13 protein-coding genes are annotated in these 20,979 nt (G+C 71.2%); 11 read left to right on the top strand and 2 right to left on the bottom strand.

Annotation, left to right across the window (positions count from 1 at the left end):
• Positions 1-10: 10 nt before the first annotated feature.
• A complete protein-coding gene (locus tag ACFYTT_RS09915) occupies positions 11-1,165 on the bottom strand; it encodes a polyprenyl synthetase family protein (RefSeq protein WP_387258468.1) in 1,155 nt (384 codons plus the stop codon).
• 65 nt (positions 1,166-1,230) lie between these two features.
• Here ACFYTT_RS09915 and ACFYTT_RS09910 point away from each other — a divergent pair, with 65 nt between their 5' ends.
• The 11 genes from ACFYTT_RS09910 to ACFYTT_RS09860 all read left to right on the top strand — a co-directional run bounded on the left by ACFYTT_RS09910 (position 1,231) and on the right by ACFYTT_RS09860 (position 19,850).
• A complete protein-coding gene (locus tag ACFYTT_RS09910; protein ID WP_131051436.1) occupies positions 1,231-2,142 on the top strand; it encodes a phytoene/squalene synthase family protein in 912 nt (303 codons plus the stop codon).
• Entirely contained in the window at positions 2,139-3,461 is a 1,323-nt protein-coding gene (locus tag ACFYTT_RS09905) for a cryptochrome/photolyase family protein (protein WP_387258467.1), read from the top strand. The genes ACFYTT_RS09910 and ACFYTT_RS09905 overlap by 4 nt, the downstream gene beginning before the upstream one ends.
• 54 nt (positions 3,462-3,515) lie before the next feature.
• A complete protein-coding gene (locus tag ACFYTT_RS09900; RefSeq protein ID WP_131051438.1) occupies positions 3,516-4,994 on the top strand; it encodes an NAD(P)/FAD-dependent oxidoreductase in 1,479 nt (492 codons plus the stop codon).
• A 72-nt stretch (positions 4,995-5,066) separates the two neighbouring features.
• Positions 5,067-6,068, top strand: a complete 1,002-nt coding sequence (locus ACFYTT_RS09895; protein ID WP_176092270.1) for a LacI family DNA-binding transcriptional regulator — start codon at positions 5,067-5,069, stop codon at positions 6,066-6,068.
• Between the two features lie 350 nt (positions 6,069-6,418).
• A complete protein-coding gene (locus ACFYTT_RS09890; protein WP_131051440.1) occupies positions 6,419-7,792 on the top strand; it encodes an ABC transporter substrate-binding protein in 1,374 nt (457 codons plus the stop codon).
• A gap of 85 nt (positions 7,793-7,877) precedes the next feature.
• Positions 7,878-8,834 carry a carbohydrate ABC transporter permease gene (locus tag ACFYTT_RS09885; RefSeq protein WP_131051441.1) on the top strand — a complete coding sequence of 319 codons (957 nt, stop codon included), beginning with the start codon at positions 7,878-7,880 and terminating at the stop codon, positions 8,832-8,834.
• 12 nt (positions 8,835-8,846) lie between these two features.
• The gene (locus ACFYTT_RS09880; RefSeq protein WP_176092271.1) at positions 8,847-9,734 is read left to right on the top strand and encodes a carbohydrate ABC transporter permease; all 888 of its coding nucleotides are present in this window, start codon (positions 8,847-8,849) and stop codon (positions 9,732-9,734) included.
• Positions 9,735-9,760: 26 nt separating this feature from the next.
• Positions 9,761-11,398, top strand: coding sequence for a glycoside hydrolase family 13 protein (locus tag ACFYTT_RS09875; protein ID WP_387258465.1), 1,638 nt, complete (start codon positions 9,761-9,763; stop codon positions 11,396-11,398).
• A 134-nt stretch (positions 11,399-11,532) separates the two neighbouring features.
• Positions 11,533-14,409, top strand: coding sequence for a discoidin domain-containing protein (locus tag ACFYTT_RS09870; protein WP_387258463.1), 2,877 nt, complete (start codon positions 11,533-11,535; stop codon positions 14,407-14,409).
• Between the two features lie 102 nt (positions 14,410-14,511).
• A complete protein-coding gene (locus ACFYTT_RS09865) occupies positions 14,512-18,798 on the top strand; it encodes a discoidin domain-containing protein (protein WP_387258461.1) in 4,287 nt (1,428 codons plus the stop codon).
• Positions 18,799-18,998: 200 nt separating this feature from the next.
• The gene (locus tag ACFYTT_RS09860) at positions 18,999-19,850 is read left to right on the top strand and encodes a Rieske (2Fe-2S) protein (protein WP_131054667.1); all 852 of its coding nucleotides are present in this window, start codon (positions 18,999-19,001) and stop codon (positions 19,848-19,850) included.
• A gap of 14 nt (positions 19,851-19,864) precedes the next feature.
• Here ACFYTT_RS09860 and ACFYTT_RS09855 read toward each other — a convergent pair whose 3' ends face one another.
• On the bottom strand, positions 19,865-20,968 hold the full coding sequence (locus ACFYTT_RS09855; RefSeq protein WP_387258459.1) for a LysM peptidoglycan-binding domain-containing protein: 1,104 nt from the start codon (positions 20,966-20,968) through the stop codon (positions 19,865-19,867).
• Positions 20,969-20,979 lie beyond the last annotated feature (11 nt).

Here is a 20,979-nt window from a genome sequence, read left to right as displayed (position 1 = left end):
AACCTCCCCATCATGCTCTCCGGTGGGTGGCCACAGTCGCGAGACCGGCCAACGCCACCCGTGCCGTCTCGTCCACGGCGACGGTGTCGAGCGCCGCCAGGGCCTGGTCGACCCGCTCGTCGATCATCCGCTCGATCCGGTCCACCGCGCCGGTGTCCACCACCACCTCAGCCAGCCGGGCGACCTGGGGCGTGCTGACCGGGTCGCCGGTGCCGTCCAGTTCCCGCAGCTGCGTCGGAGTGGCCATCTCCCGCGCCAGCACGAGCAGCGCGGTCGGCTTGCCGGTGCGCAGGTCGTCGCCGGCCGGCTTGCCGGTGGTGGCCGGGTCGCCGTAGACGCCGAGCAGGTCGTCGCGGAGCTGGAACGCCTCGCCGACGCAGAGGCCGTAGGCGGTGTACGCCGCGGTCAGGCGGCCGTCGCCGGTCACGCCGGCCAGGCTGGCGCCGAAGAGCAGCGGACGCTGGACCGTGTAGCTGGCGGTCTTGTAGCGGGCCACCCGCAGGGCCCGGTCGACCGACCAGCTCGCCGGGTCGGCCTCGCCGAGGATGTCGAGGTACTGCCCGGCGACCGTCTCCACCCGCATCCGGTCGTACCCGCGGCGGACCGCGAGCAGCCGGTCCGGGGGCAGGACGGTGCGCGAGAGCAACTGGTCGGCCCAGACCATGCAGAGGTCGCCGATCAGCACCGCGACGGCCTCCCCGAAGCGGCCGGAGTCGCCGTTGCGGCCGGCGGCGGCGTGCTGGGCGGCGACCGCCATGTGTGCGGTGGGTCGGCCGCGACGGGTGGCGGACGCGTCCATCACGTCGTCGTGCACCAGCGCGAAGGTGTGCAGCAGTTCCAGGGTGGCCAGTGCGGGCAGCACCGGGGCCAGCGGTTCGTCGCCGCCCACCGCGCCGCGCCATCCCCAGTAGGCGAACGTCGGTCGGACCCGCTTGCCGCCGACGAGGACGTGGTCACGTGCCGTTGCGGCGAAACCACCCATCGCCGCGTCGATTTCGGCCAGCGCGTCGACCTCGGCGTTCAGGAAGTCGGTGAGGGTCTCATCGACGGCGGCGACGAGATCCCGGGTGTAAGCGGCCAGAACGGCCCGGATCGGATCGTCGTTCCCGACCGGCTGCTCAGGCCCCACGCGAAGCAGGTTACCGGTAAGTCGGTCGCTGGCCATGCGGCTGAGCGTACCCTAAGGTTTCAAGTTGCGTCGATTGGTGCGTCGATTTTCGAGGAGGGCTCGTGGAGACGGATCTCAGTGCCGCCTACGAGAGGTGCCGTGAGCTGCACAAACGCCACGGGCGTACCTACTATCTCGCCACCCGGCTACTACCCGCATGGAAACGGCGTCATGTGCACGCCTTATATGGATTCACTCGGTACGCGGACGAGATCGTCGACCAGACAGAGGAGCTGCCACCGCCGGCGCGTGCCGCCCGGCTGGACGACTGGGGCGGCCGGTTCATCGCCGGACTGCACGGCGAGCAGGTCGACGACCCGCTGCTCCCGGCGGTGCTGCACACCATCGCCGTGTTCGACCTGGACCGGGAGGACTTCGCCGCGTTCCTCAAGAGCATGGCGATGGACCTGACCGTGACCTCCTACCGCACCTACGCCCACCTGCTGGACTACATGGAGGGCTCGGCGGCGGTCATCGGCACCATGATGCTGCCCATCCTGGGCAGTTCCGCCCCGGCGGCGGCCCGGGAGCCGGCCCGTCAACTGGGCTTCGCGTTCCAGCTCACCAACTTCGTCCGGGACGTCGCCGAGGACCTGGACCGGGGGCGGACGTACCTGCCGGAGGAGGACCTGGCGGCCTTCGGCCTGACCCACGAGGACCTGCTGGCCTGCCGTGCGGCGGGACGGGCCACCGAACCGGTCCGCGAGTTGATCCGGCACGAGGTGGATCGCGCCCAGACCCACTACGCCGCCGCGGCACCCGGAGTGCTCCTGCTCGACCCCGCCTCGCAGGCGTGCATCCGCACCGCGTACGCGCTGTACGGCGGGATCCTCGACGAGGTCGCCGCCCAGGACTACGACGTGTTCGTCCGGCGGGCCACCGTGCCCCGGCGACGCCGGATGGCGGTCGCCTCGCGTGCCCTGCTCACCCCGGCCGGCACGCCGGTCGAGCTGCCCGGGCCTCGGCTGCGGTGAGCGCGCGTACCGCCGTCGTGCTGTTCACCCGCGACCTGCGGGTGCACGACCACCCTGCGCTGGCGACGACCTGCGCCGCCTTCGACCGGGTGGTGCCGTTGTACGTCCTGGACCCGGCGTTGACCGGACTGTCGCCCAACCGCACCCGCTTCCTGCACCAGAGTCTCGCCGACCTGCGCGACGCGCTGCGGCGGCTCGGCGGCGACCTGGTGCTGCGGCACGGCGACCCGGTGGCCGAGACGGTCCGGCTGGCCGGGGAGGTGGGCGCCGAGGCGGTGGCGCTCTCGGCCGACGTCTCCCGGTACGCCACCCGGCGGGCCGACCGGCTGCGCGCCGAGTGCGACCGGCACCGGTTGCACCTGCGCTTCTTCCCGGGTCTGACGGTGGTGGAGCCGGGGGCCACGACGCCGAGCAACGGCGACCACTACCGGGTGTTCAGCCCGTACCACCGGGCCTGGAGCGGGCAGCGGTGGCGCGACGAACTGGCCGCGCCGTCCCGGGTGTCGCTGCCGGGCGGGGTTTCGGTGGGCCGCCTGCCGGCGCTGCCCGACGGCGAGTCACCGGACGCGGCGGTGGGTGGCGAGACGGAGGCGCGGAGTCGCCTCGACCGGTGGATGCCGCACCTGGCCGAGTACGGCGACCGGCACGACGACATGGCCGGTGACGCGACCTCCCGGATCAGCCCCTACCTGCGGTTCGGCTGCGTGTCGCCGCTGACCGTGGCGAACCGGGCCGGCGACCCCGCGTCGCCCTTCGTCCGCCAGGTCTGTTGGCGGGACTTCTACTACCAGGTCACCGCCGCCTTCCCGGACATCTCCCGGAAGGTCTACCGGCGTGGCGCCACCGAGCAGTGGCGGTACGACGACGGCGCGGTCGCGGACTGGACGGTGGGCCGCACCGGCGTACCGATCGTGGACGCCGGGATGCGGCAGTTGCGGGCGGAGGGCTGGCTGCACAACCGGGCCCGCCTGATCACCGCCGGCTACCTGACCAAGTCGCTCGGCCTGGACTGGCGCGCCGGACTGGCGTTCTACTTCCGGTGGCTGCTCGACGGGGACGTGGCCAACAACTCGGGCAACTGGCAGTGGGTGGCCGGCACCGGCAACGACACCAGGCCGTACCGGGGGTTCAACCCGATCCGGCAGGCCGAACGGTACGACCCGGAGGGCGCGTACGTGCGGCGCTGGGTGCCGGAACTGGCGGCGGTGTCCGGCAAGGCGGTGCACCAGCCGTGGCGGCTGCCCGAGGCGCTCCGCCGGAGCCTGGACTACCCGCCGCCCACGGCGGCGCGCGGGGTCGATCCGGTCTGGCTGCGCTGAGACGGTCCGCGTGGCCGGGTGGTCGGCGGGCGGACGGTGCGCGATGCTGACGGCATGGCGGAGCCGGAAGTGGTGGACGTGGTCGTGCTCGGGCTCGGTGTCGGCGGCGAGGAGGTGGCCGGGCGACTCGCCGAGGCCGGTCTCACCGTGGTCGGCATCGATCGGAACCTGGTGGGTGGGGAGTGCCCGTACTGGGGCTGCATCCCGAGCAAGATGATGATCCGGGCGGCGAACGCGCTGGCCGAGGCGCGGCGGGTCGACGGGCTGGCCGGCACCGCCGAGGTCCGACCGGACTGGGCGCCGGTGGCGCAACGGATCCGCCAGGAGGCCACCGACGACTGGGACGACCGGGCCGCCGTGGAGCGGTTCACCGGCAAGGGCGGACGCTTCGTCCGGGGCAGTGGCCGCCTCGACGGACCGGGTCGGGTGCGCGTCGGCGACCAGGTCTTCCAGGCCCGGCACGGGATCGTGCTGGGCACCGGCACCGCGCCGTCGGTGCCGCCGATCGACGGGTTGGCCGGTACGCCGTACTGGACGAACCGGGAGGCCGTCGAGGTCGAGGAGCTGCCCGAGTCGGTGCTGGTGCTGGGCGGCGGGGCGATCGGCCTGGAGTTGTCCCAGGTGTTCGCCCGCTTCGGCGTACGCGTCACCGTGGTCGAGGCGTTCGACCGGGTGCTCGCGGTGGAGGAGCCGGAGGCGTCCGAGGTGGCCGCCGCCGCGCTGCGCGCCGACGGGGTCGAGATCCACACCGGGGTACGCGCGACCCGGGTCACGCACGGCCCGGACGGGTTCACCCTGCACGGCGCGGACGGCGCGGAGTTCACCGCCGAACGGCTGCTGGTGGTGACCGGCCGCCGCGCCCACCTCGACGAGTTGGGGCTGGACACGGTGGGTGTCGACGCGAGCCGGCGGTACCTGGCCGTGGACGACCGGCTGCACGTGACCGACGGGATCTGGGCGGTCGGCGACGTGACCGGCGAGGGCGCCTTCACCCACATCGCCATGTACCAGGCGTCCATCGTGGTCGCCGACCTGCTCGACCACGTGCGGCGGACGGACGGCGGCGCGGATCCGAGTGGCACCTCCAGTGTGGTCGGTGGCGCGGTCGGCGTGGCCGGCTCGTTGGCGGCCACCGGGTCGAGCGGCGGGGCCGGGTCGGTGCCCCGCGCCGACTACCGGGCCCTGCCCCGGGTGACCTTCACCGACCCGGAGATCGGCGCGGTCGGCCTCACCGAGCAGCAGGCCCGGGAACGCGGCGTCAACGTGCAGGTCGGTTTCACCCCACTCGCCTCGTCCACCCGGGGGTGGATCCACCGCACCGAGGGGGCCGGGTTCATCAAGGTGGTCGCCGACGCCGACCAGGGGGTGCTGGTCGGCGCCACCTCGGCCGGTCCGGCCGGCGGCGAGGTCCTCTCCGGTCTGGCGGTGGCGGTGCACGCGGCGGTGCCGGTGGCGCAGCTCCGGCACATGATCTACGCGTACCCGACCTTCCACCGTGCGGTGTCCGAGGCGTTGCGTGATCTGAGTTCGTGATCTGACGTCACCCGTCAGTCCGCGACAAGTGGCTGTTCTGTTTTTGCAGTCTCAGGACGTAGGATTGCGGCCGTGACGAAACGGTTGACCGAGGTGGCCCGCAAGGCGGGCGTCAGCGAAGCCACCGTGAGTCGGGTGCTCAACGGCCGCGGTGGCGTGGCCGAGGCGACCCGGACCGCGGTGCTCACCGCCCTGGACGTGCTCGGCTACGAGCGCCCGAGCAAGCTGCGCGGCGAACGGGCCCGGCTGGTGGGCCTGGTGCTGCCCGAGTTGCAGAACCCGATCTTCCCGGCGCTCGCCGAGGTGGTCACCGGTTCGTTGGCGCAACGCGGGTTCACCCCCGCGCTCTGTGCCCGGACGATCGGCGGGGTCTCCGAGTCGGCGTACGTGGAGATGCTCCTCGACCACCAGGTCTCCGGGGTCATCTTCGCCGGTGGCTCGTACGCGTTGGCCGACGCCTCGCACGAGCACTACCGCCGGCTGACGGATCGGGGCCTGCCGGTGGTGCTGGTCAACGCCGGCGTCGACGAGTTGGGCTTCCCCCGCGTCTCCACCGACGACGCGGTGGCGGTGGAGCAGGCGTACGGCCACCTGCGCTCGCTCGGGCACGAGCGGATCGGCCTGGTGCTCGGCCCGGAGGACCACGTGCCGTCGCGACGCAAGCTGGACGCCCTGGGGCGGGTCGCCGGCTGGGCCGACGACACCGAGTTCGTCGCGCGGTCCAGCTTCTCCATGGAGGGCGCCCGGGTCGCCGCGAGCAAACTGGTCGACCGTGGCGTGACCGGGGTGATCTGTGCCAGCGACGTGCTGGCCCTGGGCGCGATCCGCGCGGTCCGCCGGCTCGGCCGCTCGGTGCCGGGTGACGTCTCGGTGGTCGGCTTCGACGACTCCGCGTTCATGACCTGCACCGACCCGCCGCTGACCACGGTGCGCCAGCCGATCGAGACCATGGGGCAGGCCGCCGTGGACCTGCTGGTGACCCAGATCGAGGGTGGCGGCGTGTTCACCGACGAACTGCTCTTCGAGCCGGAACTGGTGGTGCGCGGGTCGACCGCGCCCGCCCCCGGCCGCTGATCCCGCCCGCCGTCCCGGTTCGTCGGTCCCGGCCGACACCTGCCCTTCGCTGACCCCCATCCCGTGCGACCCGAGAGGCCGCCGACCGCTGCTCGCGGTCGGCGGCCTTCGTCGTGATCCCGAGCGAGGCCCATGTCTTTGTCTCTCGGCATAGTGTCGCTAAATTTCATCATCAGATCGAAACCTTGCTGAGAAGAGTCGCCCTCGCTACAGTGACTCCACTCACACCCGGCCCCCGGTCAGTCACACGGGGTCAGGACACCGATCAGCAGCAGGCATCGCGGCGGTGGCGATCACCGCGGTTCAGCGAACTTAACGGCGACACTTCGTTTCCCCGAAGGGATGGACAGATGTCCGTACCGCAGTACCGGAAGGCTGCGGCGTTGGCGCTCGTGGCCGGGCTCAGCCTCACGGCGTGCTCCACCAAGAGCGGCGACACCAGCGACGACGCGAGCGGCAAGGTCACCATCACCGTCGACTGCCAGCCGGTCGGCGCGCAGAAGGAGCTGCTCCAGAACTGGAACGAGGACGTCGCCGAGTTCCAGCGGCAGAACCCCGACATCGTGGTCAAGAGCGTCAGCGTCGGCGAGCAGTGCAACAACCCGCCGGACTTCACCGCCCGCCTGGCCGGCGGCACGGTGACCGACGTGTTCTACGGGTACATGACCGATCTCCAGCAGGTGCTCGACTCCGGCCAGGCGATGGACATCACCGAGTACGCCACCGCCGAGACAGTCCCGACCTGGGACAGCGTCGACCCGGCGCTCAAGGAGGTCTTCACCGACGGGGGGAGGCTCTACGCCGTACCGGTGAAGAACTACTCGATGGGCCTGGTCTACAACAAGGTGCTGTTCCAGCAGGCCGGGCTCGACGTGAACAACCCGCCGAAGACATGGGGCGAGGTCCGGGAGGCGGCCAGGAAGATCTCCGCGCTGGGCAGCGGGATCGCCGGCTACGCCGAGTACAGCGCCGGCAACACCGGCGGTTGGCACTTCACCGCGTTGCTCTACTCCCAGGGCGGCCAGGTGCTGACCGAGGACGGCGGCAAGGCCGCCTTCAACAGCCCGCAGGGCCGCCAGGTCCTGCAGAACCTCAAGGACATGCGGTACGGCGACGACAGCATGGGCGATCGTCAGCTGCTCCAGTGGGGTGACCTGTTGACCAACGCCGGTGCGGGCAAGGTCGGCATGTTCGTCGGCGCACCCGACACCACCCAGGCGATCGTCAGCCAGTTCCAGGGCAAGTTCGAGGACTGGGCGATGGCACCGCTGCCCGGCCAGGACGGCAGGGCGTCGGGCACGCTCGGCGGCGGTGAGGGTTACTTCTTCAAGAAGGACCTCACCCCGGAGCAGGTCGAAGCCGGTCTCAAGTGGATCGCTTACCAGAAGCTGACGCCGGGCAAGGGGCAGCTCGACTACGCCCGGGCCAAGCCGCAGAACTACCCGGTCGGTCTGCCGCAGCCGCTGCTGTTCAGCAACGGCAGCGACGCCCAGAAGCAGGAACTCGACCTGCGGAAGGCGAACGCGAACGTGGACACCGCGAACTTCGCCCTCTTCGAGGCGAACCCGGTCCCGATCAAGGGCGAGCCGCGCAACGCACAGGCGATCTACGCCGTCCTGGACGCCGCGATGTCCGGGGTGCTCACCAACCGCAACGCCGACATCGACGCGCTGCTCAAGACGGCCGAGGAGAAGGTCAACCAGCTCCTCGCCGCGCAGGGCTGACCCGCACGGGTGGGGTCCGGCCCGCCGGCCCCCACCCGCACCACCGCCGTACCACCCAGGTCGTCCCACCCCACCAGGAGTTGCCTTGGCGATCACCGCTGCCCCGGCCGCCACCCGAGCCCCGGGGCGAACCCCCTCACCGGCCCCGGCCGGGCCGCCTCGGTCCAGCCTCGGCCGCAAGGTCCGGGACAACCTCACCGGGCACGCGTTCCTGATCGGTGCGGTGCTCTGCTTCGCGGTCTTCTCCTGGTACCCGATGGTCCGGGGCGTGGTGATGAGCTTCCAGCGCACCCGGCGCGGCGAGACCACCTGGGTCGGCTGGGACAACTACCTGCGCATCCTCGACGACCCCAGCTTCGCCACGGCCTGGCAGAACACCTTCTACTTCACCGGTCTCGCGCTCGTCCTCGGGTACGCGGTGCCGTTCTTCGTGGCGATCCTGCTCAACGAGTTCCGGCACGCCCGGGGATATCTGCGGATCCTGGTCTACCTGCCGGTGATGCTGCCCCCCGCCTCGGCCCTGTTCCTGTTCAAGTTCTACGCGTACGACCCCGGCGACGCCGGTCTGTTCAACGCGATCCTCAAGGGACTGGGCCTGCCCACCTCGCAGTGGATGCAGTCCCCGGAGATGACCGTGCCGGCCATGGTCATCGCGTCGACCTGGATGAACATGGGCAGCGCGGTGCTGATCTATCTGGCCGCCCTGCAGAACATCCCCGGTGAGCTGTACGAGGCCGCCGAACTCGACGGCGCGGGGATCTGGCGACGCATCCGGCACGTCACCATCCCGCAGACCCGGCTGATCCTCGCCCTGCTGGCGATGCTCCAGATCGTCGCCACCATGCAGCTCTTCATCGAGCCGCTGATCCTGGCCAACGGCGCGGGCGCCGAGGACTCGGCGACCTCGGTCGCGTACCTCATCTATCAGCACGGGTTCTTCCAGAACGACCTCAACGGTGCCGCCGCACTCGGCGTGATCATGCTCGTCGTGCTGGCCGGCTTCTCCGCCGTCTACCTGCGGCTGACCGCGAAACAGGACTAGGACACCGACGCCATGGCACAGGACTCCGGCACCCGTACCCTCATCTCGCAGGCGCAGCTCCGGCGCGGCCCCGGCCGGGCGATCTACTGGACGTTGCTCGTCGTCGTGGTCGTCGGCTTCACGCTGGTCTTCCTCGGGCCGCTGTACTGGATGGTCACCGGTGCGCTCAAGTCCGGTCAGGAGATCGCGCAGACCCCGCCGTCGCTGTTCCCGCAGGACCCGCAGTGGCGCAACTACGTCGACGCGTGGCACCACCTGGCCCTGGCCAAGCTGCTGTTCAACACGTTCTACTACGCGGCCGGCGCGGTGCTGTTCCAGCTCGTCTTCGACACCGCCGCGGCGTACTCGCTGTCGAAGCTGCGGCCGGTGCTCGGCTCCGCGATCCTCGGCCTGATGCTGGCCACGCTGATGATCCCGGCGATGGTCCTGATCGTCCCGCAGTACGTGACCGTGATCGACCTGCCGATCCTGAACGTCAGCCTGCTCGACTCGCCGTTCGCGATCTGGCTGCCGCTGGTCGCCAACGCCTTCAACATCTTCCTGCTCAAGCGGTTCTTCGACTCGATCCCGGAGGACCTGATGTCGGCCGCCCTGATGGACGGGGCGACGCCGCTGCGCACCCTCTGGTCGATCGTCCTGCCGATGTCCCGCCCGATCCTCGGCGTGGTCTCGATCTTCGCGGTGACCGCGGTCTGGAAGGACTTCCTCTGGCCGAAGCTGGTGATGCCCTCGCCGGAGACCCGGACGGTCAGCGTCGGCATCTACGCCTTCGCCGGCGGTACGCCGATGAACGTGGTGATCGCCGCCTCGGTGATCGCCGCGATACCGACGGTGGTCATCTTCCTGATCTTCCAACGGAACATCATGTCCGGCCTGACCACCGGCGGACTCAAGGGCTAGCCCCCAAACGCAGAAAGCAGGTGCTCGTGTCCCCAGCAGACAGCGGTCCGTGGTGGCGAGGCGCGGTGATCTACCAGGTGTACCCCCGGAGCTTCGCCGACGGCAACGGTGACGGCATCGGCGACGTGGCCGGCATCCGCTCCCGGCTGGGCTACCTCGCCACGCTCGGGGTCGACGCGATCTGGTTCAGCCCCTGGTATCCCTCGCCGATGGCCGACGCCGGCTACGACGTGGCCGACTACCGCGACATCGACCCGGTCTTCGGCACGCTGGTCGAGGTGGAGGCGTTGATCGCCGAGGCGCACGCGGTCGGTATCCGGACCATCGTCGACGTGGTGCCGAACCACTGCTCCGACGCGCATCCCTGGTTCCGGGCCGCGCTGGCCGGGGGGCCGGACGCCCCCGAGCGGGAGCTGTTCTGGTTCCGCCCGGGACGAGGCCCCGACGGTGACCAGCGCCCCACCGACTGGGTCGGCGAGTTCGGCGGCCCCACCTGGACCCGGACCACAGACCCGGACGGTCGTCCCGGTGACTGGTACCTGCACCTGTTCGCTCCGGAGCAGCCGGACTTCAACTGGGACCACCCCCGGGTCCGCGCCGAGTTCGAGGACGTCCTGCGCTTTTGGTTCGACCGGGGAGTGGACGGCATCCGGATCGACTCCGCCGGACTGCTGGTCAAGGACGCCACGTTGCCCGAGGTGACGGCAGACCGGCCGCACCCCTTCCACGACCTCGACGGGGTGCACGAGATATACCGGGACTGGCGACGGATCGCGGACGCGTACCCGGGGGAGCGGGCGTTGATCGGGGAGGTGTGGCTGCCCGACCGGCAGCGGTTCGCCGCCTACCTGCGGCCCGACGAACTGCACGCGGCCTTCAACTTCGACTTCCTCGGCTGCGCCTGGGACGCCGCCGCGCTGCGGGAGAGCATCGACGGCACGCTGCACGCCCACGCGCCGGTCGGCGCGCCGGCCACCTGGGTCCTCTCCAACCACGACGTCACCCGGCACGTCACCCGGTACGGCCGGGCGGACACCACGTTCAGCTTCGCCGCCAAACGCGAGGGCATCCCGACCGACCTGGAACTGGGCACCCGGCGGGCCCGCGCCGCCGCGCTGCTGTCCCTGTCGCTACCGGGTGCCGCCTACGTCTACCAGGGCGAGGAACTGGGTCTCTGGGAGGTCGAGGACATCCCGTACGAGCTGCGCCAGGACCCGATGTGGGAGCGGTCCGGGCGGATCGACCCGGGTCGGGACGGGTGCCGCGTACCCCTGCCGTGGTCGGGGGAGTCGCCGCCGTTCGGCTTCGGTCCGGACGGTGCGCAGGCCACGCCGTGGCTGCCGCAACCGGCCGACTGGAAGGACCGCACCGCCGACGCGCAGGCCGGTGACGACCGGTCGATGTTGGAGCTGTACCGGGCCGCCATCGCCGTCCGCCGCGCCGAACCGGCGCTCGGCGACGGGCCGATGGCCTGGCTGCCCGCCCCGGACGGGGTGCTGGCGTTCCGGCGGGATCCCGGTTTCGCCTGCGCGGTGAACCTCTCCACGGTGGCGGTACCGCTACCGCCGCACACCGGTCGGCTGCTCGCCAGCGGGCCGCTCGACGACGACCTGCTGCCGCCGGACACCGCCGTCTGGCTGCGGACCGCACCCGAATCCGCCTAGTTCCGCGCCCGGTGTCGGCGGCTCCGTCCCGCCGCCGGCACCGGGCGCGTCCGGAACCGACGAGGAGGTGACGGCAGCACCGGCACCATCACCACGGGGGACCTGGCCACCTGAGGAAAGGGAGAGCGCCGCTCATGGCCGACCACACCGTCCCGCACCACCCCCATCCACCCGGCCACCGGCTCCGCACCACGCTGGCCGCCCTCACCGGCACCGCCCTCGCCGCCGCCTCGATCTCGGTCGTCACCCTCGCCGGGACCGCTACCCCGGCACGCGCCGCCGGGCTCAGCCCGTTCGACATCGTCGGTCGGGGCGCCACCGTCGCGTTCGTCGAGCACGAGGCCGAGTACGCCGCGCACACCGGCACCCGGATCGGCCCGGACCGCCGTTACGGCACCTTGCCGTCGGAGGCCAGCGGCCGGGAGGCGGTCACCCTCGACGCGGTCGGGGAGTACGTCGAGTTCACTCTCACCGCACCCGCGAACGCGGTGACGTTCCGCTACAGCCTCCCCGACAACGCCGCCGGTACCGGCCGGGACGCCACGATCGACCTGCGGGCCAACGGCAGCCTGGTCAAGCCGGTGCCGGTGACCTCGAAGTACGGCTGGTACTACGGCGGTTACCCGTTCAACAACAACCCCGGTGACGTCAACCCGCACCACTTCTACGACGAGGCGCGGACGCTCTTCGGCACCACCTACCCGACCGGTACGAAGATCAGGCTCCAGGTCTCGTCGACCGCGCAGTCCCCGACGTTCACCATCGACCTGGCCGACTTCGAGCTGGTCGCCGCGCCGATCACCAAGCCGGCGAACGTGCTCGACGTGGTCACCGACTTCGGTGCCGACCCGACCGGCGCGACCGACTCCACTGCCCGCTTCCAGGCCGCCGTCGACGCCGGGAAGGCCCAGGGGCGTACGGTCTGGATCCCGCCGGGCACCTTCACGCTCTGGGACCACGTGGTGGTCGACGGGGTGACCCTGCGCGGGGCGGGGCCGTGGCACTCGGTGCTCGGCGGCCGACACCCCACCGACCGGAAGCGGGCCGCCGGCGTCTACGGCAAGTACGTCTCCGGCGGCGGATACCGGGGCGAGATCCGGCCGCACGAGGCGGGCGGGCCCAGCCGCAACGTGGTGCTGCGCGACTTCGCCATCATCGGTGACATCCGGGAACGCGTCGACGACGACCAGGTCAACGCCATCGGTGGGGCGATGTCGGACTCGGTGGTGGACAACCTGTGGCTCCAGCACACCAAGGTCGGCGCGTGGATGGACGGGCCGATGGACAACTTCACCCTCCGCAACAGCCGGATCCTGGACCAGACCGCCGACGGGGTGAACTTCCACTGGGGAGTCACCAACTCGACGGTCACCAACACGTTCGTCCGCAACACCGGTGACGACGCGCTGGCGATGTGGGCGGACACCGTGCCGAACGTGGGCAACTCCTTCACCCGCAACACCATCGGCGTGACCGTTCTCGCCAACCACCTGGTCACGTACGGCGGTCGGGACATCCGGATCACCGACAACGTCACCGCCGACTCGGTCACCAACGGTGGTGGCATCCACGTGGCGAACCGGTACACCGGAGTGCAGGGTGCGACCGCGGTGGCCGGCACGATCACCGTGGCGCGCAACACGCTGATCCGGAACGGCAACTCCGACTACAACTGGCGGTTCGGGGTCGGCGCGATCTGGTTCTCCGCGTTGAACGAGCCGCTCCAGGGCGCGTCGATCCAGGTCAGCGACACCGACATCCTGGACAGCTCGTATGCGGCGCTGCACTGGATCGAGGGCGTCAGCAGCGGCATCAGCTTCACCAACGTCCGCATCGACGGCACCGGCACGTACGCGCTCCAGGTGCAGGCGCCCAGCCAGGTCTCCTTCACCAACGTACGGGCCACCGGCATCGCCCAGCCCAACCCGATCCACAACTGTGTGGGCAGCGGCTTCCAGATCAGCCAGGGTGCCGGCAACTCCGGCTGGTACACCGCCAACCCGTACTGCGGTCCGTGGCCGGAACCGCAGTGGGGCGGCGGCCCGACGAGCCCGCCCCCGACCACCCCGCCCCCGACCACCCCGCCGCCGACCACGCCGCCGCCGACCACCCCACCTCCCACCACGCCGCCGCCGGGCGGGAACCTGGCCCAGGGACGGCCGGTCGTCGCGTCCAGCCACAATCAGACCTACCAGGCGGGCAACGCGGTCGACGGCAACGCGGGCACGTACTGGGAGAGCGGCGGCACCGCGTTCCCGCAGACGCTCACCGTCGATCTCGGCGCGGCCCGTTCCGTCGACCGGGTCGTGCTCAGGCTGCCGGCCGGCTGGGAGCGGCGGACGCAGACGCTGTCGGTGTCGGGCTCGATCGACGGCAGCTCGTGGACCACGCTCGCCGCCTCGGCGGGACGGGTCTTCGACCCGGCCACCGGCAACAACGTGTCGATCGGTCTGCCTTCCGGTGACCGCCGGTTCGTCCGGCTCAGCGTCACCGGCAACACCGGCTGGCCGGCAGCGCAGATCGCCGAGTTCGAGGTGTACGGCGGCAGCACCCCGCCGCCGACCACCCCACCGCCCACCACCGCGCCACCGACCGGCAACCTGGCCCGGGGACGGCCGGTAGTGGCGACCAGCCACGTCGACGTGTACGCGGCGGGTAACGCGGTCGACGGCAACGCGGGCACGTACTGGGAGAGCGCCAACAACGCGTTCCCGCAGACGCTCACCGTCGACCTCGGCACCGCCCGTCCGGTGGGTCGGGTGGTGCTCAGGCTGCCACCGTCACCGGCCTGGCAGACGCGTACCCAGACGGTGTCGGTGCTCGGTTCCACCGACGGCACCACCTGGACCACGCTCGCCGCCTCGGCGGGCCGCACCTTCGACCCGGCCACCGGCAACAGCGTGTCGATCAGCCTCACCACCGGTGACCGCCGGTTCGTCCGGCTCAGCGTCACCGGCAACACCGGCTGGCCGGCGGCGCAGATCGCCGAGTTCGAGGTCCACGCCACCTGACCCGTGGGTGGGCCCCGCACGCCGAGGCGGGGCCCACCCACGCCGTAAGAGCGCCACCCGGTAACGCCTCTCCACATCCCCGGAAGAAGGTGTCGATCCCCCATGTCCAGACTCCGTACCCGGCTGTCCGCCGTGCTCGTCGCGGTCGGCCTCGTCCTCACCGCGGCCCCCGCACCGCCGGCCGCCGCAGCCGGTGGGCCCAACCTGGCCGCCGGCCGTCCGGCCACCGCCAGCAGCGTCAACGGCTCGTTCGTCGCGGCCAACGTCACCGACGGCAACGCCGGCACCTACTGGGAGAGCGGTGGTGCCCTCCCGCAGTGGGTGCAGGTCGACCTGGGCTCCGCCCACTCCGTCGACCAGGTCAAACTGAAACTGCCGGCCGGCTGGGAGTCCCGCACCCAGACGCTGTCGGTGCAGGGCAGCACCACCGGCAGCGCCTTCGCCACGATCGTCGGTTCGGCCGGCCGCACCTTCAGCCCGGCCGGTGGCAACACGGTCACCCTCGACTTCCCGGCCACCACCACCCGGTACGTGCGGATCGCGATCACCGCGAACACCGGCTGGTCCGCCGCGCAACTCGCCGAGTTGGAGGTGTACGGCGCAGTGGCCTCGTCGGCCAACCTGGCGGCCGGTCGGAGTATGTCCGCCAGCGGCCACGCCGACGTCTACGTCGCCGGCAATGCCAACGACGGCAACCAGAGCAGCTACTGGGAGAGCCCGAACAACGCCCTCCCGCAGTGGATCCAGGTGGACCTGGGCGCCACGGTCACCGTCGACCGGCTGGTGCTCAAACTGCCCGCCGGGTGGGGCGCGCGCACTCAGACGGCGACCGTGCAGGGCAGCACCACCGGTACGAACTTCACCACCCTGGTCGCCTCCACCGGGTACGCCTTCAACCCGGCCAGCGGCAACACGGTGAGCATCACCGTCGGCTCGGCCGCCACCCGCTACGTCCGGTTGCTGGTCACCGCGAACACCGGCTGGTCGGCGGGGCAACTGGCCGAGATCGAGGTGTACGGCCCGGCCACCGGTGACACCCAGCCGCCGTCCGCGCCGACCGGCCTGGCGTTCACCGAGCCGGGCAGTGGGCAGGTGCGGTTGACGTGGTCGGCGTCGACGGACAACGTCGGGGTGACCGGGTACGACGTGTATGCCAACGGTGCGTTGCGGGCGAGTGTGTCGGGTACGACGTTGGCGTTCTCGGACACGCAGCCGGCGAGTGCCACGGTGTCGTACGTGGTACGGGCCAGGGACGCGGCGGGCAACGTCTCCGCGAACAGCAACACCGTGACCCGTACCGGCAGTTCCGGCGACACCCAGGCACCCACCGCGCCGACCGGTCTGGCGTTCACCGAGCCGGGCAGTGGGCAGGTGCGGTTGACGTGGTCGGCGTCGACGGACAACGTCGGGGTGACGGGGTACGACGTGTATGCCAACGGTGCGTTGCGGGCGAGTGTGTCGGGTACGACGTTGGCGTTCTCGGACACGCAGCCGGCGAGTGCCACGGTGTCGTACGTGGTACGGGCCAGGGACGCGGCGGGCAACGTCTCGGCGAACAGCAACACCGTCACCCGTACCGGCAGCACGCCCGGCGGCACCGACCTGGCCGCCGGCAAGCCGGCCACCGCCTCGTCGATGGTGCACGTCTTCGCCGCGGCCAACGCCGTCGACGGCGACGTCACCACCTACTGGGAGGGGGCGCCGGGCGCGTACCCGGGCACGTTGACGGTCGCGCTCGGCGCCAACGCCAGCGTCAGCGCGATCGTGGTGAAGCTGAACCCGGACCCGGCGTGGGGTCCGCGCACCCAGACCTTCTCGGTGCTCGGCCGGGAGCAGTCCGCCTCCGGCTTCAGCACGCTGGTCGGCTCGGCGACCTACTCGTTCAGCCCGGCGGGCAGCAACACGGTCACCATCCCGGTCTCGGCGACCGCCGCCGACGTGCGACTCTCCTTCACCGCCAACACCGGGTCGTCGAACGGGCAGGTCGCCGAACTCCAGGTGATCGGCACCCCGGCACCGAACCCGGACCTCACCGTCACCACGGTGACCTCCGCCCCGGCCAACCCGGTGGAGACCGATCAGCTCACGCTCACCGCCACCGTCCGCAACGCGGGCACCCTGGCCGCCGGCGCGACCACGGTCGACTTCGCCCTGGACGGGACGAAGGTGGGCCAGGCGGCCGTCGGCGCGCTCGCCGCCGGTGCGTCGACGAGCGTGTCGACCACCGTCTCGGCCCGGAACGCGGGCAGTTACCAGCTCAGCGCCACGGTCGACCCGGCGAACACGATCATCGAGCAGAACGAGGGCAACAACGCGTACACGAACCCGACCCGGCTGACGGTCGGCCCGGTGGCCAGCTCCGACCTGGTCGCCTCGGCGGTCACCTGGTCACCGGGTACACCCGGCGCGGGTGCCACCGTCCGCTTCTCGGTGACCCTGCGCAACCAGGGCACCGTCGCCTCGGCGAGCGGGTCGCACGGCATCACGCTGACCGTGCTGAACGACGCCGGCACGGCGGTGCGGACGCTCACCGGATCGACGGGCGGCGGCATCGGCGCGGGTGTCACGGCGAGCCCGGTCGACCTGGGCACCTGGACGGCGGCCAACGGCCGGTACACCGTCCGGGTGGTGATCGCCGCCGACGCCAACGAACTGCCGGTGAAGCGGGCCAACAACACCAGCGAACGTCCGCTGTTCGTGGGACGCGGCGCCAACCTGCCGTACGACCACTACGAGGCCGAGGAGGGCTCGGTCGGCGGCGGAGCCCAGGTGATCGGGCCGAACCGGACCATCGGCGACCTGGCCGGAGAGGCGTCCGGCCGGCGGGCGGTGACCCTCAACACCACCGGCGCGTACGTCGAGTGGACCACCAAGGCGCCGGCCAACGCCCTGGTCACCCGCTTCTCCATCCCGGACGCCCCGAACGGAGGCGGGATCACCTCGACGTTGAACATTTATGTCAACGGGGTGCTGCACAAGCCGATCAGCCTCACCTCGAAGCACATCTGGCTGTACGGCGCCGAGGCCAGCCCGAGTGACTCGCCGAGCGCGGGCCCGCCCCGGCACCTCTACGACGAGGCGAACGTGCTGCTCAACTCCACCATCCCGGCCGGCAGCCGGATCCGGTTGCAGAAGGACCCGGCGAACACCACCACGTACGCCGTCGACTTCGTCGACCTGGAGCAGGTGACTCCCCGGGAGAACCCGGACCCGGCGCGGTACCGGGTGCCGAACGGGTTCAGCCACGCCGACGTGCAGAGCGCGTTGGACGCGGTCCGGATGGACACCACCGGCAACCTGGTCGGTGTCTACCTGCCCGCCGGCACGTACGAGACCGCGCAGAAGTTCCAGGTGTACGGCAAGGCGGTGAAGGTGGTCGGCGCCGGCATGTGGTTCACCCGGTTCCAGACGCCGTCGTCGCAGCAGAACACCGACGCCGGGTTCCGGGTGGAGCCGAGCGCCAGCGGGTCGACCTTCTCCCACCTGGCGTTCTTCGGCAACTACACGGTCCGGCAGGACGGGCCCGGCAAGGTCTGGGGTGAACTCAAGGACGTCGACGACCTCACCCTGGACAACGTCTGGGTCGAGCACACGGTCTGCGCGTACTGGGGGGTGAGCGTCAGCGGCCTGAAGATCACCGACAGCCGCTTCCGGAACACCTTCGCCGACGCGGTGAACCTGACCAACGGCAGCACCGACAACCTGGTCAGCAACTCGGAGGGCCGGTCCAACGGCGACGACGCCTTCGCGCTCTTCTCCGCGACCGACCAGGGCGCGTCGACCGGCAACCACGGCAACGTGTTCGAGAACCTGACCGCCACGTTGACCTGGCGGGCGGCCGGGATCGCCGTGTACGGCGGCTACGACAACGTGTTCCGCAACCTCTACATCGCGGACATGCTGACGTACTCGGGCATCACCATCAGTTCACTGGACTTCGGATATCCGTTCGTCGGATTCGGGTCCAGCCCACCGACCCGTTTCGAGAACATCTCGTTGGTCCGGGCCGGTGGTCATTTCTGGGGTGCGCAGACCTTCCCGGCGATCTGGGTGTTCTCCGCGTCCAAGGAGTTCCGGGGCATCCGCGTCAGCGACGTGGACATCGTCGACCCGACCTACTCCGGCATCATGTTCCAGACCAAGTACACCGGCAGTCAACCGGAGAACCCGATCACCGACACGGTCTTCACCAACGTGTCGATCAGCGGTGCCCGGCGCAGCGGTGACGCCTTCGACGCCAAGTCGGGCTTCGGGATCTGGGTCAACGAGATGCCCGAGGCGGGTCAGGGCCCGGCAGTCGGCTCGGTCACCTTCACCAACCTGCGGCTGAGCGACAACTGGCAGGACATCCGCAACACCACGTCCACCTTCACCATCAACCGCAACTGACCCACACTCCGCCCTCACGTCGATAGCCGGCCCTGACGTCGATCATGGAGTTGTGGCACTCCCGATAGCCCACAAGAAGGGCAAAGAGTCCGCCACAACTCCATGATCGCGGGGGTCCGTCGGAGACGGCGTGCCACGGTCGCCGACGGTTCGTCCCCGACGACCGGTTTGCGACCGCGTACGGCGGGAAGTCGGTACGGGTGCGAGCGTTGTTGACGAAGATCGAGCAAGCGTCCGGGCTGGACCGGTTCGGTGACCGGTTGCAGCGAGCGGTGCAGGGCACCCTGCGCGGGCAGCGGGTCCGGGACCTGCTGCACGGTGTCTGGCTGGGTCATCCGCTGCACCCGGCGATGGTGCAGGTGCCGGTGGGCTCGTGGGTCAGTGCGGCGATCCTGGACCTGATGCCGGGCCAGCGTCGAGCCGCCACCACGCTCACCACCATCGGCACGGTGAGCGCGTTGCCGGCGGCCGTCGCCGGGCTCAACGACTGGGCCGCGCTCTCCCGTGACCAGCGTCGGGTCGGCCTGGTGCACGCCGCCTCGAACACCGTCGCGCTGGTCCTCTACTCCGGCTCGGTGGCCGCGCGGTTCTCCGGCCGCCACCAACTCGGCCGGACCCTCGGCTGGCTCGGGCTCGGTGCCGCCGGTGCCGGCGCGTACCTGGGGGGACACCTGGCGTACAAGCAGGGTGCCCAGGTCAACGTGAGCGTCTCCGACCTGCACCTGATCAGCGACGGTTGGCACTCGGTCGCCGAGATGGCCACGCTGCCGCAGCGGCAACTGGTGACCCGCAAGGTGGACGACGTCTCGGTGATCCTCTATCGGCATGGCGACGACGTCACGGTGATGCTCGAACGCTGCCCGCACCAGAGCGGCCCGCTCGGCGAGGGCGAGGTCACCGAGATCGACGGCCACGCCTGCGTGGTGTGTCCGTGGCACGGCAGCACCTTCCGCCTCAACGGCGGCGAGGTGGTGCACGGCCCGTCCGGCAACGACCAGCAGACCCTGCCGACCCGGGTGGTCGCGGGCCGGGTGGAGGCCCGGCTGCCGTGAGGCGACGGCCCCGGTCAGTCCTTGCGGTGACGGCCGACCGGCAGTTCGGCGGGCGGACCGCTCCGGACCGGCTGCCGGGTGGCGGCCACCGGCACCGGGCGACGCCGTAGGCCGAGCACCGCACCGATCTGGGCGCCCACGATGCTGGCCACGGCGAGCACCGCCGAGATGGCGAGCGGACGGTTCACCCGGTCCGGTTCACCGGCCCGTGCCGCGCCCACCGTCACCACCGGCGGATGCTCCTCCGGTGCCTCGTCGTGCGGTGCCGGCCGTCCCTGCGGCGTGGCGGCGGGAGAGGGCGGCGTGGGCGCGGCGGACTCCGGCTGCTCCACATCCGGCTTCGACGGCGTCGGCTTCGACGGCGTCGGACGCGACTGCTCGGGAGCGGGACGGGCCTGCGCACCGACCAGCCGGCCGGTGGCGTGCGGCCGGGCACCCTGGTCGTCCGCATTGGCCGGCAGCGTGATCAGTTGGCCGGGGCGGATCCGGTCCGGGTCCCGCAGCTTGTTGAGCGCGGCCAACTCCCGGTAGTCCTCGAAGTCGTCCAGGTAACGGTCGGCGACCTTGCCGAGGTAGTCGCCCTTCGCCACCTTGTAGACCGGCGCGTCGGCGGTCGCGCGTTCCGTCCCCGAGGACACCGGCTCGTACGCCGTGGGCGGCCCGGCGAGCGTCGCGGTGGCCGCCGCCGGCGCCGAGTAGGCGGGGGCGGTGTAGGCCGTGGTGGCGGCCGTGGCCGCCGGGCTGGCGGCGATGATCAACGCGACCGAGCCGACCAGGGCCGCCGCCGCCCGCTGCTGCCGACCCATCCCGGGCAGCCGGGGCGCCGGGCGGCGCAGCGACTGCGCGCCCAACTCCACGAGCACCGACAGCGCGAAGCTGGCCCAGCCGAACCAGCCGACGATCGCCAACGCCCGCAGGAAGAGTTGCCCGTCGTCCCGGCTGGTCAGCGTGGTGCCGATCTCCGCGAGTGTGGGCACGTGGTCCGGCAGAGGGTTGCCGGCGAACGCCAACAACGCGATCGGACCGCCGACCAGCAGACCGATCAGCACCACCAGTGCGCCGAATCCGGTCAGCACCCGACCGACCCGCCGTACGGCGGTGCCACCCGATGCGGCCATGGCTACCTTCT

Origin of the sequence: Micromonospora sp. NPDC003816 (assembly GCF_042874705.1) — a bacterium.
Lineage (GTDB): Bacteria > Actinomycetota > Actinomycetes > Mycobacteriales > Micromonosporaceae > Micromonospora.
This window is presented reverse-complemented; position numbering and strand designations above follow the sequence as displayed.